We start from the raw sequence: 12,572 nt of genomic DNA, 5'->3' as shown, positions 1-12,572 counted from the left end.
AAATCAACTTTTATTATAACTTTAAACTAACAAACACTCCCTAAGAGAAAGTCCATTTTCTTTTGAAGACATACATGATTGACCTCAAAAGTCCTTTGCCTTCCAGCAATAGATTTAAAACAGAATATTAGAAATTCTATGTAGACAATTCATTATCAATACAACCGTATGATTATTCATTCCTTATCTGGTAACAGAAACATTTAAAAATATTGATGCTTCAAAGGGGGCTATGAAAATTTTAGAGAACAATAGAATTCATTTTTCACTACTTCTATCTTGTAAAAACCCTTTGGGACAGTTAAATTATACTGATTCAGAATGGTCCCAAAGAGCAAATCAAATAATACATTAATCATATAAAAAACTAGATCAGTGGGGCAAAATTATCTTTAAATAGTGGCTTAAACAATGGAAAAGCTATCACTATTCGCGAATACTAACAGCCAACATTGAATACAACTACTTTTAAAACAAGAATTATAAAGTGAGAACAAATCTAAATGATACATGGTGAAGCACCTATTGATTGTAATGAAATAGGCAGTGTTCTTTCAAAATCTAGGCAATAAAAAATCCCTCGAATTGAGGGATTGTATTTTAAAAATCAGGACATTCTAATGTATTGGTATCCCAATAACATTGAGGATTATCAGAGCCTGGACAATGCATTGGTTTAGAACCAGGGGGACATAATTTTTGACCGCCATTAATACTTCTTAATTTCTCCTTAGAAATTTTCTTTAAATTTTTCATGGTTTTGATTTTAGTTTAGAATCCAAATATAATAAATATTCTCTAAACAGGGATTTAATATAATAAAATATTTTTTTTTATCGTAATATCTGTCTGGTAAGCGAATCAATCACAAATCCGGACCCTACTGAAATACTATAAAAGATGAAATATTTGTTTTTTTAAAATAAATTCATTATATTGAAGTATGAAAAAACGTGAACGTCAGGATAATATAACACACGCAGGCAAAATTAGCGAACGATCAAAAGCATTGGAAGTTCTTGAAAAAGCTAAGCAGACACAAGGTAAAATTACCTTTCTACGACAAGGTGCAGGAAGAAACTTTAAACCCAAAAATGAGGCTTCATAAATTAAACTATATCTTCAAAGAGTAGTATCTTTACTGCATGGAAGATTTGCCAAAATACCCCCTGATAATGCAGGGGTTATTTTTATTTGTAGTCTCATCCTGAAAAAGCTAATACAAAATCATAATGAGTACCCTCTACTATTGCAAAATCCTTGTAAGCCAACGTTATATTGGTTTCACTTTGTCAAAAAATGCTTGATCGTTGTTATTCATATCAGGCCTTGTTATACCAGGAAAACCACAATTTTTAAAGCATGTTCATGTAAAGGTTTTTCATAGTTGTTTTCAGGATTTGTCTTAAATAAATAGTTGATTTCCTGCAGTTCTTTATAAATTACATCAAGATTATAAACAACTCTTTCAAAAGTTTAAGTCAAAACCTTTTCAATGTCTGTTAGGTAAGTTGGTAAAAAAGCATCCTCTCCCAAAGCATAGCTTTCTTGGTAAATATATCTGTCATAAAATATCTTTGTTGTTTGGTTTTGGAATAATGCCAGCTCACTCTTTTATATTTTATAAACCAGCGTCTATACCTCTTGATTTTGTTGGCTAGTCGCTAATGAGTAGTGTGCTTTTATCAAATATACTGTTTATTTATATTGCTACATTGGGTACAAAAATAGAAAATGTAATTATTTATTTTTCAGTAATTTACAAATTCTCTTTAGTTTAAAAAGTGAAGAATACAGTACTGGACAAATTTCTTACAACAACAGGAAATAAAAGGCTCTAATTGGCCTTGAATAGCCTTTATTGTTTATAAGCATATACTGAGGATTATCTCATCAAGTTATTGAACAAAAAAGAGTATATTCAAATTTTGAATATACTCTCTAAAAACTTAGAAAAAAAGTAATAACAGAACTACTTTTTACTTTAAAATGCAAATTATTCTATATTAAAAACATACGCTTCCATTTTGCTACGGAATTTCTGCTTAATTTAAAATGATTTGCTAATTGGGTATTATTTAATCTGTGTTTTTTTTGATATTCGAGCATCTCAAAAATTGCCTTTTCATCATAGGACTTATGCTTTTGATTTTCAGCAGAACTCTTGTCAAATAACAAATTGTTAATTTTTAGAATATCGGATAATGAAAGTGTATCCTTAGACAAAAAACATTCTACAATTCCCTTCTTTTCCGGGCATTTTACTGCTATAAAATCACTATAAATTCTTTTATAGTCGGGTTGGCAGACTACTTTTTGTATTTTCTTATCCATTTGCTTAAAGTAGTTTTAGGAATTCTATATTCATTAATTATTTCTAAAGTGTTTTTTTTTTCAGTGTCTATAAGTTCTAATATATAATTAATAATTTCCTTTGTATATAAGCTTTTTCTAAACTGAGGCATCTGCTTTTTTTCATTTTTATTGTTTACCCTCGCTACTGGAGCATATAAAATCAAATGGCTGGAATAGAGCCTAAAAAAATCATATTCAAGCAATTTACACCATCTTAAAAGAGTATCTGTATCCAGTGTTTTCGCAGCGTACATTTGTAAAACCTCTTTTTCAGTTGCCTTAAGAAACTTGCATATCCGGTTTATATCTATGTCTTCTTCTTTTACTCCCTTATACAACAAATCTCCAATATGGATGTCTTTTAAATTTTCCATTTTATATTATCTATATATAAGTCAGTAATGAGAAGACAGTAAATATCAGTTTCATACTGAAAACCTATCACTGATTGCATTAAATTAATATATTCCTTACTCCGGACAAGCTTGTGTAGAAATACAATGCCAAGCCATAGATGTATCCCCTTCCTTAAGAGTGTACATCTTCATACATTTATTCGTCATATCATACACCAACATTCCCTCTATAAAATTAGCAACAGGTATTCCTACCGGGTTTCCAGAAGTATTAAAATCAATTCTGTTCGGAACAAATCCTTTGGTCTTGGATTCAAGAGCCATCCATCCACCTTTTCTAATCATTGGCCAATTATCAACATGATCAGCACCAGCTCTTCCCAATGATGTAATACCAAAGTTCGTATTCAGGGCAGGGTTTCCTGTTGTAGCCATAATACCTGGTTTATAACAGGCTGTACATTGGTCAAAAGTAATAACTACTTCATCCATGCTTGTACATGTTCCGGTAGTAACTTTCCAAGAAAATTTATAAACTCCAAATACAGACAAGCCCTTTACAGCAGTATTATACAATGATGCATTTACGATAATTGGATCTGTGGCCCCAGCAGGTTTTGATGTAAGTTCCCATTGTCCAGTGCTTGTTAATCCCGGATCATTACCAGCCAATGTCACTGTGGTGTTACAAGAAACAGCCTTATCACTTCCGGCATTAGAATTAATCTGTTTTGACACGAATATGGAAAATGTACTTTCAAGAGATGCTCCTGAGCATTCATATTCTTTGTCTAAGAAACGAGGATCAGTTCCTGGACCTGGTACTGCCTTTATTTTAAAGACATACTCGCCCTGCGTATCCAGATTACTTATTACAGTTGAAGTATTGGTAAGTGTTCTAAAATTGCTAGCTTCGTAAGTAGGGTTGGCCGCTCCGGCAGGCTTAGAAACAAGAGTGAAGTCGTATCGACCATTAAAATCTTGAAAATAACTACTGTTAACCATACCTTTGTATACCTCAGGCAGAGGAATTGTTGCAGTTACTACACCAGAACCAGGATAACACGTTGTCGTATTTGGCACTGATACATTTGAGCGATTACCATCAGATATATGAATATAATAGGCTTGTGTTATATTACAAGTCCCTTTTTGGGTATTTATACTAATTACATAGGTACCTACCTGCCATCCTCCAGCAGGCGGGGTTGCAACTATATTCCTATTCATTGTCCCAGCTCCATTTAAAGTTAGAATAGGAGCTCCTCCCGATGGTGTAATCCTTATATTGCTAATATTTGTTATAACAGATGCAGGATCTGCAGGATCAATCTTAAAATAGATGTTGATAGGCGTTGTTTTTCCTACATAATTGCAGTATACAGCACCAGCACTCCCCCCTGAACTATACACCGCCATCTGTTCGGGGTACGAAGAATCAAGGAAATCCACATTTTTAGGCGATATACCACTATACGTATAAGAAATCTGAGGGGTCGTATAGGTTCCACTCGCATTTGTGACTGTTACTGTAAATTTATAATTTCCTATTGTATTTACACCATTGAAATATATAGCTCCTTCAAGTAATGATGAAAAAGAAATATTACCTCCCGCAGGCTGGCTGATTACATTCAAACTTACGGTAGTTCCAAATGCAGGATTACCTGAAGAGCCTGGTGATGTAGTTGAAAATATTGGCGAAGTGCCATCTAAATATATGTAACGATCATTGCTTGCTGCCTGATAGCAAAAGTCATTCATCGCTGGAATACTTATTTGTGGATTAGGAATGAATCTGACAATAGCATCATCCTCATACCAGCAGTTTGGATTATTGATGGAAGTAATCCTTAATACGGCACGATAAGCAGGATCAGTATCGTGATTTGCCTTTTTTGTCAAAATAAGGGAAGGGGTTGCTGTTGTATTATTTGACATTGTAGCATTCTGCGTTGTAATAATGCCATAATTTTCATAATTAATAATACTATAATAGGTCCATGATGCAGTGTAGCCGGCTGGGATAACTCCTGCTAAAGTTGCTGTGCCTGTTAAAGCAGATACATTAGTGATATCTGGTCCTGCCGTAAAAGTAGATACCTCTCCGGGGGCGGTTATAGTTACTTGTGATGTTACTGCTCCTGTTGTACAAGATTGAGAAATTTCAAAAACATAGTTTCCCGGCGAAGTCATCCCAGTTACGTTGGGCGCATAGGTATTCGCTCCATTGATTACAGGATTGGGTGCTCCTGATGGTTTTGATACCAACGTCCAGGTGGGAGTACTCGTTCTGCTCCCTGCAACACTACCCTGTAATGTATATGAGGTACCACAAATTGTTGCATTTCCACCGGCATTAATACTACAGTCTTGGGCAAAAATCATTATATTACCCCAAGTGAGTAATATAAAAAGAAATAAGTTCTTATTTTTCATCGTCTTTATTATAAAATTTTGAGATTATTCTGTATTATGGTTTCCAGAAAGACCACATTTTTCCGTTATAAACAACAAGCTGTTTTTTTACTGTATCATATACCATCATCCCTGGAGCCGGATCTATAATATTAAGATGTGGGCTTGTGACTTTTGGAAGAATCATGGCCTTGTCTAAAGCTTCCAATACAAAAATTCCATTCGTAGCACCAGGTATTCCAATGGTTGTTTTAGCGCCTGTATTTTCTGTTTTATCGGTCCCCTGAACGGATAGGTCTACAGTACCAATGGTAGCCATTGTTCCGTCATCTTCACTAAGATTCACCCATTGTCCGTTATTTTTCAAATATTTTACTTTATAATCTGTTGTGTCGTAAATAATTGTACCTTCTTGAATGATATTGCTTTTATTTTCTACATAGGGTAAGATCAATCCTCTGTTCTCATTATTGGCAAACTCTACTGATACTGAGGTGTTAGAAACAGTCTGTTTCCCAATTGCTACTTGGGACTTTACAGCAAATGCTGTAAATAGTGTAATTGTCATAATTAAACTTTTCTTCATTATTGAGTATATTTATTATTACTGTATTGGTATTGTACACTGCTTCTGTCATGTATAGTACAATTCATCTCGGATCATTTGTGTAATTAGAATCTTCGTAAAGCAGTGTTTAGGAGTACAGTAAGGTCATTCCTTTTTCTTACCATACACACTATATTTAAGGTCTTCATTGTTTTAAAAAACACAGAAGAAAAAACTCCCTTTCTGTCGGACTGGTTCTGGTATTTTTATTTGAAATGTGCAAGAATATATCTAAGAAACATTTTTAAATCAGGTAATAAACTGATGAGATATTTTTTTACCATGCGAACGGTAAAATAACAATAGTGTCAAATTAGTTATAGGAATAATTTTAATCTTTATATAATTTAGTTTAAAAACTAAATCCAGATATTAACTCATCTACTTCATAAAGGTAAAGAAGCTTGAGCTAATACTCTAATCTTTATAAGTTCGGTAAAGTAATCGGTGGCATACTTGAAGAGCTCCCGGTGAAGCTCTTTCAAAAAGAGTTTTTTTTTCATTTTAGTGAATTTTAAATAAGTTTTGCAACGTCTAAAATCTTTATAAAATTTAAAGAAAATATACATTTCAAATCTTGGTACAAAGGTAACATCTTAATCTAAAAATGCACACACTGCACTTGCACTGCAAAATTAAAAAACACTGAAAACCAATAACATACAAATAACCTAAAGTGTAAATGCAGTGTTATAAAAATTTTATAGTTGTATCTTATTAGCCTTATAAGCTAAAAACTCATTTTGATTTTCACCTATTTATTAGAAAAAAAAAGATGACTATACCATGACTTCTAAAATTCTTAAAGCAATATAACATTACCTTCATTTTTGAAAGAACTACCTAGGAAAACAACAGGAAATATTCTCAATGTTGAGCATAATACTCATTTGAAAAATGAGAAAGATCAGAAATTTGGTACTAGAGATTACCACAACAGATGCTGCACAAAAGAAGCCTTTTATTTTGTACAAACTGGAATTCAAAGACAAACTACAGCAATATTTGATTTTTAAGGTGTTTCTGAAATCACCACGCTGTTACGAATAAGGGCTCAGATTATAAACCCAAGCCCTATTATTTTATTATAACTGATACACTTCATAGTATAAGTTATTTTTTACTAAATTATTCGAAAGCATATTTTAGTAAAAACTATTGATCACTTATCCATTTATTAAAGTCAGTGTTTGTGGGAAGACCGATTTTTTTTCGTAGTCTATATTTTTTTGATTCAACAGTACGGACAGACATATTACCATATTGCGCGATCTCTTTATTGGAAAAATTAAGTCTCACTAAAGCACAAAACTTTAAATCACCGACATTAAGATCTGGGTAACATCTAATTAGATTATTATAAAAATCGGGATAAATTTCCTTAAATTTTACAAGGAATAGATTATCTCCATTTACTGCAAGCTGTATAACTTCTTCGTAACTCGTATCTAATTTTTTTTCGAGAATATCTATATCTTTATTTTTTTTGTCAATTAAAATGTCCTTGTATCTGTTATTTTTTTTATAAATGTATAATAATACAATACATATTGTGATAACAATTAAAATAATAGCGATGGTTGTATAATGAAATTTCTTCTTTTCATCTTTTTCCTTCTCTTTTAGAAATTTTTCTATCGTACTATTTAAAATACTTTTTTCAATTTTATTTAGACTATCATTTAAAACAGTATATTTTTCAAGAAACTCCTTTTCATTATCTACTTCGCCCATAGACTTATAAATCTCATATATTTCTTTATAGGTTTCTAATGATACTTTTTTTAACCCTAATTTCTGAGAAAGTTCTAATGATCGAAAAAAATAATCCAATGCCTTTTTATTATCCTTTTTTTCTACATACATTTTCCCAAAAGATCTTAGAACAACGGCCTGCTGTCTTGCAGTACTTTTTTGATATAATTGTAATGCCTTATTAAGGTAATATTCTGTTGAATCTATTTTTTCACTATCTAAATTCCTCTCTGCAATTGCTACATACAGTTCAACTTCAGCCCCTAATGCAAGACTTTTACGTTCCATTTTAAAAACAGAATCCATTAATTGCAATTGCATAAAATTCTTTCTTTTCCAGGTATAAATAAGATACTCTCGCTTTTTTCTTTTCTCTATATTGGACATGTTACCAGAAAAATGCAATGCCCTATTAAGATTTTTATTTGATTGATCATATAATCCTAATACTGAATAATTTCTAGCATAGAAAAAATATAATCTTGCATTCAATTCCGGATCTTTATCGTTTTCTAATTTTTGCTTTGCAATATCAAGAAAATGCAAACTTTCCTTATTGTTGTTGATGACAAATAATGAATTTGCTATATTTAAGTAGCCTGTAATTATTCCCTTAGAATAATCCAGTTCTTCTGATTCTTTAATAAGCTTTTGTTCATTTAAAATAATACTTTTATAGTCCCCAATATCCTGCAATCTTGCATATTCTTTTAACTGCATACTGTCAATAAAGCCTATTTTATTCCCTACTTGTGCAAATGAGTATGAAAAGAATATAAAAAATAAAAAAGAAAATATTCTATTGAAGTAAAAGTTCATAAATAACTATCTTAATAATGATAAAAAAACAAAATAAATGTCATTTGACCATGTGTTTTCTTAGTTTTTTGCAAAGATACATTTGTAATCTTATCAACACAAACTTACACCCTCTCAAAATAATAGATTTAAGGTATATTTATTTCAATTAAAATCGATAGGCTATGATAGTAACCGTATTTATAATCTACCCTCAAATCCCCACCTTCTCTTCATACTCTTTCCCTGCTCCTCTTTCCACACATTCTTAGACGAAAACTCAAACTTTCTTATCTTCTTATCGAACCTCCCAAAAGAGGCTCTTTATAAAATCAGTAGAAACTTGAATAATTCAAGCATACAAATATAAAAAATCTGATATCTCTCTAATGATAAATTTAATAGCAGCCTTTATATTTACTTTTATCAACATATGCTTTATTACCAGAAGAATTGGTATAATGACAACCTCCTTTATCTCCCACATGTAAAGTATGACCGTTATAAGAACCTCCTAAATTGGCATCACAAGAAACGGATATAATGCAAAGGCTAGTAGTAGAATTATTTTTTTCATTTTACGCTATATTATTTATTGCAAAAAATAATTGCCACGATTTTGTCACAAACTTTATGAGCTTATTTGAAAATTTTGCGATTGTGTACAACAAAAAAAATCCTGCAAACTCTTTGAATTTGCAGGATTAATCAAGCTTTTAACGCATTTTGAAGATTTCTTCATTAACACCAGTGGAGAATACGGGATTCGAACCCGTGACCTTTTGACTGCCAGTCAGAAATTCAGCTCCTTTATGCGTATTAACAGCGTTTAAACGTTATTTTTATATAATTTTCAGGGTGTAAAGGTATGGTATTGTTACTGATTTTGTTACTTTTTTGTTACGGAAATTCAGTACACAAAATAACAAAAGGGACTATTTATAGTCCCTCTTTTTTTATTTACCAGTCGTTACTTGTTTCTTTCTTATTTCTAATTATTCGCCATCAAGCTATCTATGTTTAACTTTTCAGAAAGTTTAGCCATAGTATAGCCCTTTCTTTTAGATACTTCTTTAATTCTAAGTTGTATAATATTAATCTTTAAACTCAGGATTTCTTGCTTCTATCTCAGTAATCAACATATTTATTTGATTTTCTTTTTCATTGACATCATCAGAAAAAGATTGTAAGCTTCCGTTTGGAGATCGAGCATTTTTACTTAACTCAATCACGTTGGTATATAGAGACAATAATTTGTCGTATGAAACGTTTTTTTTATCTGAAATTAATTCTATATGTTCCACAACTTTAGAACTCAATGAATCAATTTTTGTATTTAAAATATTAATGGTAGGTTCATTTTCCATTCTATATATTGCAACATTAAAATCAGACACATAATATTCTTCTAATTTTTCAGATGTAGAAAGTGCATATTTTTTATCATATATTGCATTTGACCAAACTAGCTCAATAGTTTTGCATTTTGTAAGAGAAGCTTCATGTAGCTCTAGGATATCTTTGAACAAAGGTTTTCCTTTTTTATTAAAATCAGAGCAAGAGGAAAATATCGCAATAATAAATATTGAAATAGTCAAAATCAATAATGCTTTTTTCATACTACCAATTATTACTTGTTTCATGTTTTTTATTCATAGCTTGTTTAAGGTCAGAAATATTAAGCTCGACATTTTCCTTAATTGTTGCTTTAATATCATTCCATGCTTTATCTGTAGGTTTACCCCAGCTTGGTTGTGGAGCCTTTTCATCATTAGTTACTATTCCGTAATCTGTATTTCTACAACCATAACCACCCGATCCTTTGTGATCAAATGAATGGAATATGTATTTATACCTACCACCTTTTAAATAAATACTAAATTTAATTTTAATTGGTCCCTCAACACAAGCTGATCCGAAATAGCTTTTGCGTTTTCTGTAATCTATGATTCCACTAGCACTAATTTCTCCTAAAACTTCATCATCGACATCAATAGAGCTAGTTTTCTTATTAAAGTTTTGTTTAACCCACGTTCTCGCCCTATTATAAAGCTCATTTTTAGTTATGGTTGAATCAACTTTAATCACTTCTTCATATTTTAAATCTTGAGCTGAAATTAAAACTCCAACACTAATTATTAACATTGAAAGTATTTTCTTCATGGAATAATTTTTCCACAAATATAGAAATATTCTAAATACGCTCTTTTATGGATTCCCGTATTTAAACCTATTGCAGGATTAAAATGTTTTATTATAGAAGTAAAATAATTCATTGTTTTTAGATATATAATGTTATATTCGCAATTAAGACAAGGATAAGTATAATAATAGTACTGTAATTATAATTAGTATTTTTGATTTCATTTAAAATCATTAACAATGAAAACAACAAAAATCATTATCATTACTGCAATTGCCGTTACACTACTCTATTCATGTTCTAATGACAGGGACGAAGATGCAAGAAAAGATGCAATTGAACATGTCAAAAACAGTAACCCAGAATTTAAGTTAAACCAATACGGAGGTGCTTCAATTGAAAACATTGAAAGTCCTGTTAAAAGTGATTCAACGCGAATATTTGAATCGTCAGGAACTGTACCCCCTATAATACCCGGATCTGAAGATGGCGGCGATCCTAAAGACGTTCCTAACCCACCTAGGAGATAATGGAGCGATAAAATATTTAAGATTAAAGTTAGGCAAACATAAACTAACTTACTTAAAAATAACTGGCTCGATAATAGTAATATTATCGGGCTTTATACCATTTACAGATAATTTATGGTCATGGTATGACCCTGCTTTTGATCTAATGTTAGATGGAAGAGGGGTTAAATTAAGGTCAGATATTTGGATTGAAAGTCTTTACGTTACAATTATCCTTTGTAGTGTTGGAAGATTTATGAGAGCATACCATATGTGTTATTTTCTTCCTATTTATGCTTCATTATATTCTCTTGCAATGTATGAATTAATGAGATATGGATTTGAAATAGATCCTGATTGGTGGCATCGTTTAGGATTCTTATTAATGCTACTCCCTGTTTTCTATGTTAGTTACAAACTTTATGATTATGTTGGTGATCAGATACTAAAGGACGAAATACAATACAAATCTATAGAACGTAGCGCCAAACAATACAATAAAACCTATGGAAAGAATTAATAGAGAGCAACGGGGTTTTATAAGGCAATTACATCAAAGAAACGAGGCCTTTTTTGACAGTGGTGCAATTGAATATGATGAATATATATTTAATAATCACTTGCTACTAAGACAGGTTAAATACTCTGTTTTGTCAAAAGAACAAAAGATAATATTTTTTGAAACTGTTACAGAAAGTTTCAATTTAAATAAATTTAGATTAGGTATAAAAATAGCTCAATTAGGTTTTAATTAATTGAGCTTTTATTTTCTTTTTTCGTCTTATTATCATCTGCTTTCAATTTGAAATGCCTTAGAATTGGTGCTAATGAAATTTCCATCATAAGGCTTAGATGGTCAACCATATCCTTTAATTCTTCATTTTCTTCACGCAACTCCATATTTTGCTTATGGATGTAATTCAACTTTTCTTCAATAGGAAGTTTTTCAAAAACATATTTTTTAACATCATCGGAGGATACAACACTCTTTTCCCATGTATCTAATTCCGGATAAAGTTTCTTTATCTTTTGTAATGTTTCTTCAGGAATAGGATTTTTACTTATTGCTTGAGAAAAGGCAGATTCACTCTTATACCCAATTTTCAACGCAAAATCCTTTTGATTCTCTACTTTCTGTAACACTTTTAAATGAGAAATAAATCGTTTTATCGAATTTTTATCCATTGTAATAGCAAATTTTCATACTGATTATCAATAATTTAAATCTTAAAGATAAAGTTTCTTTATCTTTTTATTGCTTTAGAATAAAGTTTCTTTATCTTTGTAAAACAATTACAACAATAATATACTGTAATTGAGTACGAAAATACAAATAAAATAAACAATGATAAGAATTAGAGAAACTATTTCACCTGTCTTAAGTGAATTTCTGAAAGAGTTTACGACAAAAGACGATCGTGCAGATGTAATCAATAATGTTTTTGGTGTCGGCACTTCTACTTTGCGAGATTTAGTATACCGTGTAAATCCAGTTACTGATAAAAGCCTACCAGCTTTGAAGTTATTGTTACTAAAAGCAAGTCAAAATGCTGATTCTAAAATTAAGCAGGCCAAAAACTGTAAAAAAGAAGTAAAGAAAGTCATTGACTGTATTTAAATCCAAATAAACC

At 31.0% G+C, this 12,572-nt stretch carries 14 protein-coding genes; 6 read left to right on the top strand and 8 right to left on the bottom strand.

Features of this window, described 5'->3' with window-relative positions; all coding sequences use genetic code 11:
* Positions 1 to 600: 600 nt before the first annotated feature.
* A complete protein-coding gene (locus SCA31_RS21240) occupies positions 601 to 756 on the bottom strand; it encodes a bacteriocin-like protein (protein ID WP_410698998.1) in 156 nt (51 codons plus the stop codon).
* A 187-nt stretch (positions 757 to 943) separates the two neighbouring features.
* On the opposite strand from SCA31_RS21240, the gene SCA31_RS21235 reads away from it, so the two are divergent.
* Positions 944 to 1,108 (top strand): hypothetical protein, encoded by a 165-nt coding sequence (locus SCA31_RS21235; protein WP_410698997.1) that lies wholly within the window; start codon positions 944 to 946, stop codon positions 1,106 to 1,108.
* Positions 1,109 to 2,309: 1,201 nt separating this feature from the next.
* On the opposite strand, the gene SCA31_RS21230 is transcribed toward SCA31_RS21235, so the two are convergent.
* From SCA31_RS21230 to SCA31_RS21220, 3 genes are all read right to left on the bottom strand, one after another.
* Positions 2,310 to 2,729: a transposase gene (locus SCA31_RS21230; RefSeq protein WP_410698996.1), complete on the bottom strand. Its 420-nt coding sequence runs from the start codon at positions 2,727 to 2,729 to the stop codon at positions 2,310 to 2,312.
* Between the two features lie 96 nt (positions 2,730 to 2,825).
* Complete coding sequence (locus tag SCA31_RS21225) at positions 2,826 to 5,150, bottom strand: hypothetical protein (protein WP_410698995.1); 2,325 nt, start codon at positions 5,148 to 5,150, stop codon at positions 2,826 to 2,828.
* A 34-nt stretch (positions 5,151 to 5,184) separates the two neighbouring features.
* Positions 5,185 to 5,715, bottom strand: a complete 531-nt coding sequence (locus SCA31_RS21220; RefSeq protein WP_410698994.1) for a hypothetical protein — start codon at positions 5,713 to 5,715, stop codon at positions 5,185 to 5,187.
* Positions 5,716 to 6,566: 851 nt separating this feature from the next.
* Between SCA31_RS21220 and SCA31_RS21215 the strand changes: the two genes are divergently transcribed.
* On the top strand, positions 6,567 to 6,752 hold the full coding sequence (locus SCA31_RS21215) for a hypothetical protein (protein WP_410698992.1): 186 nt from the start codon (positions 6,567 to 6,569) through the stop codon (positions 6,750 to 6,752).
* A gap of 139 nt (positions 6,753 to 6,891) precedes the next feature.
* Here SCA31_RS21215 and SCA31_RS21210 read toward each other — a convergent pair whose 3' ends face one another.
* The 3 genes from SCA31_RS21210 to SCA31_RS21200 all read right to left on the bottom strand — a co-directional run bounded on the left by SCA31_RS21210 (position 6,892) and on the right by SCA31_RS21200 (position 10,452).
* The gene (locus SCA31_RS21210) at positions 6,892 to 8,310 is read right to left on the bottom strand and encodes a hypothetical protein (RefSeq protein ID WP_410698991.1); all 1,419 of its coding nucleotides are present in this window, start codon (positions 8,308 to 8,310) and stop codon (positions 6,892 to 6,894) included.
* Between the two features lie 1,073 nt (positions 8,311 to 9,383).
* Positions 9,384 to 9,932 (bottom strand): hypothetical protein, encoded by a 549-nt coding sequence (locus SCA31_RS21205; protein ID WP_410698990.1) that lies wholly within the window; start codon positions 9,930 to 9,932, stop codon positions 9,384 to 9,386.
* Positions 9,910 to 10,452, bottom strand: a complete 543-nt coding sequence (locus SCA31_RS21200; protein WP_410698988.1) for a DUF4468 domain-containing protein — start codon at positions 10,450 to 10,452, stop codon at positions 9,910 to 9,912. Before SCA31_RS21200 ends, SCA31_RS21205 begins: the two co-directional genes overlap by 23 nt.
* A gap of 219 nt (positions 10,453 to 10,671) precedes the next feature.
* On the opposite strand from SCA31_RS21200, the gene SCA31_RS21195 reads away from it, so the two are divergent.
* Genes SCA31_RS21195 through SCA31_RS21185 form a run of 3 tightly spaced genes read left to right on the top strand, consistent with a single transcriptional unit; the run spans position 10,672 to position 11,696 of the window.
* Entirely contained in the window at positions 10,672 to 10,962 is a 291-nt protein-coding gene (locus SCA31_RS21195) for a hypothetical protein (protein WP_410698986.1), read from the top strand.
* Positions 10,919 to 11,461 carry a hypothetical protein gene (locus SCA31_RS21190; RefSeq protein WP_410698984.1) on the top strand — a complete coding sequence of 181 codons (543 nt, stop codon included), beginning with the start codon at positions 10,919 to 10,921 and terminating at the stop codon, positions 11,459 to 11,461. Before SCA31_RS21195 ends, SCA31_RS21190 begins: the two co-directional genes overlap by 44 nt.
* Positions 11,448 to 11,696 carry a hypothetical protein gene (locus SCA31_RS21185; RefSeq protein WP_410698983.1) on the top strand — a complete coding sequence of 83 codons (249 nt, stop codon included), beginning with the start codon at positions 11,448 to 11,450 and terminating at the stop codon, positions 11,694 to 11,696. The genes SCA31_RS21190 and SCA31_RS21185 overlap by 14 nt, the downstream gene beginning before the upstream one ends.
* Here SCA31_RS21185 and SCA31_RS21180 read toward each other — a convergent pair.
* Entirely contained in the window at positions 11,689 to 12,126 is a 438-nt protein-coding gene (locus tag SCA31_RS21180) for a hypothetical protein (RefSeq protein ID WP_410698982.1), read from the bottom strand. The two genes, SCA31_RS21185 and SCA31_RS21180, sit on opposite strands and share 8 nt — an antisense overlap.
* A 160-nt stretch (positions 12,127 to 12,286) precedes the next feature.
* Between SCA31_RS21180 and SCA31_RS21175 the strand changes: the two genes are divergently transcribed.
* Entirely contained in the window at positions 12,287 to 12,559 is a 273-nt protein-coding gene (locus SCA31_RS21175) for a hypothetical protein (protein WP_410698981.1), read from the top strand.
* Positions 12,560 to 12,572 lie beyond the last annotated feature (13 nt).

The organism is Chryseobacterium sp. SIMBA_028 (assembly GCF_046535285.1).
Lineage (GTDB): Bacteria > Bacteroidota > Bacteroidia > Flavobacteriales > Weeksellaceae > Chryseobacterium.
The sequence above is the reverse complement of the archived record's forward strand: the minus strand, read 5'-3'. Positions and strand labels throughout refer to the sequence as shown.

What these genes read in the sequence shown, in the direction of transcription:
- SCA31_RS21240 (WP_410698998.1), bottom strand. Translation starts at nt 756, where the DNA reads ATGAAAAATTTAAAGAAAATTTCTAAGGAGAAATTAAGAAGTATTAAT.
- SCA31_RS21235 (WP_410698997.1), top strand. Translation starts at nt 944, where the DNA reads ATGAAAAAACGTGAACGTCAGGATAATATAACACACGCAGGCAAAATT.
- SCA31_RS21230 (WP_410698996.1), bottom strand. Translation starts at nt 2,729, where the DNA reads ATGGAAAATTTAAAAGACATCCATATTGGAGATTTGTTGTATAAGGGA.
- SCA31_RS21225 (WP_410698995.1), bottom strand. Translation starts at nt 5,150, where the DNA reads ATGAAAAATAAGAACTTATTTCTTTTTATATTACTCACTTGGGGTAAT.
- SCA31_RS21220 (WP_410698994.1), bottom strand. Translation starts at nt 5,715, where the DNA reads ATGAAGAAAAGTTTAATTATGACAATTACACTATTTACAGCATTTGCT.
- SCA31_RS21210 (WP_410698991.1), bottom strand. Translation starts at nt 8,310, where the DNA reads ATGAACTTTTACTTCAATAGAATATTTTCTTTTTTATTTTTTATATTC.
- SCA31_RS21205 (WP_410698990.1), bottom strand. Translation starts at nt 9,932, where the DNA reads ATGAAACAAGTAATAATTGGTAGTATGAAAAAAGCATTATTGATTTTG.
- SCA31_RS21200 (WP_410698988.1), bottom strand. Translation starts at nt 10,452, where the DNA reads ATGAAGAAAATACTTTCAATGTTAATAATTAGTGTTGGAGTTTTAATT.
- SCA31_RS21195 (WP_410698986.1), top strand. Translation starts at nt 10,672, where the DNA reads ATGAAAACAACAAAAATCATTATCATTACTGCAATTGCCGTTACACTA.
- SCA31_RS21190 (WP_410698984.1), top strand. Translation starts at nt 10,919, where the DNA reads ATGGCGGCGATCCTAAAGACGTTCCTAACCCACCTAGGAGATAATGGA.
- SCA31_RS21185 (WP_410698983.1), top strand. Translation starts at nt 11,448, where the DNA reads ATGGAAAGAATTAATAGAGAGCAACGGGGTTTTATAAGGCAATTACAT.
- SCA31_RS21180 (WP_410698982.1), bottom strand. Translation starts at nt 12,126, where the DNA reads ATGGATAAAAATTCGATAAAACGATTTATTTCTCATTTAAAAGTGTTA.
- SCA31_RS21175 (WP_410698981.1), top strand. Translation starts at nt 12,287, where the DNA reads ATGATAAGAATTAGAGAAACTATTTCACCTGTCTTAAGTGAATTTCTG.